The organism is Maribellus luteus (genome assembly GCF_003576475.1).
In the GTDB taxonomy this organism is placed as follows: Bacteria; Bacteroidota; Bacteroidia; order Bacteroidales; family Prolixibacteraceae; genus Draconibacterium; species Draconibacterium luteum.
In genome coordinates this window covers 1-613 of the sequence record NZ_QWGR01000147.1, presented here as the reverse complement: position 1 = coordinate 613, position 613 = coordinate 1, and the positions used below count along the sequence as shown (strand labels likewise).

Here is a 613-nt window from a genome sequence, read left to right as displayed (position 1 = left end):
AAATCGCAGATGTTGGGCGTGCCGGCAGCGCTGATCCGCGAACATGGCGCTGTGAGCGAGCCGGTGGCGCATGCCATGGCCGAGGGCGCCGTGCTCAACAGCCGGGCGCAGGTGGCGGTGGCGATTACCGGCGTAGCGGGCCCAACCGGCGGCACGCCTGACAAGCCCGTCGGCATGGTCTGCTTCGGCTGGAGCAACCGGCTGCAGACGCGCGTGGAAACGCGCCACTTCAAGGGTGACCGCAAGCAGGTTCGCCTGCAGGCAGCGGAGCACGCGCTGCGCGGCCTGCTCGACTTCCTCGACTCGGCGGAGTCCTGATCTAGATCTCGCTGGGATGGTCGGGCCGGCGACGATCTCCGTGATCGTGTTCCGGCTGGTGTTCGTGGTCGTGCTCGTGCCGACGGTCGCGATCATGGTCGCGGCGCGTCGTCTCGTGCTGGTGGGTGTCGTCGCGCTCTTTCTCGACCTTGCGGTCCGGATCCTTGCCAGTCTCTTCCCGGTGCGTACCGGCAACGGGGCCGTGCGGATGCGTGGTCATGGCGTCCTCGCTCTCGCCGCAACCGGACCGACAGTGCCGATCAGGTGCGGAACTGGTTGATCTGATTGCGTGTGG

General features: G+C 67.5%; 2 protein-coding genes. One reads left to right on the top strand and one right to left on the bottom strand.

Annotated features, from left to right (window positions below; genetic code table 11):
• On the top strand, nucleotides 1-318 hold a 318-nt coding region (locus tag D1614_RS28350), incomplete at its 5' end, for a CinA family protein (RefSeq protein ID WP_147384393.1).
• Nucleotide 319: 1 nt separating this feature from the next.
• On the opposite strand, the gene D1614_RS28345 is transcribed toward D1614_RS28350, so the two are convergent.
• Nucleotides 320-613, bottom strand: a 294-nt coding sequence (locus D1614_RS28345; RefSeq protein ID WP_206610174.1) for a hypothetical protein, incomplete at its 5' end; no start/stop codon positions are given.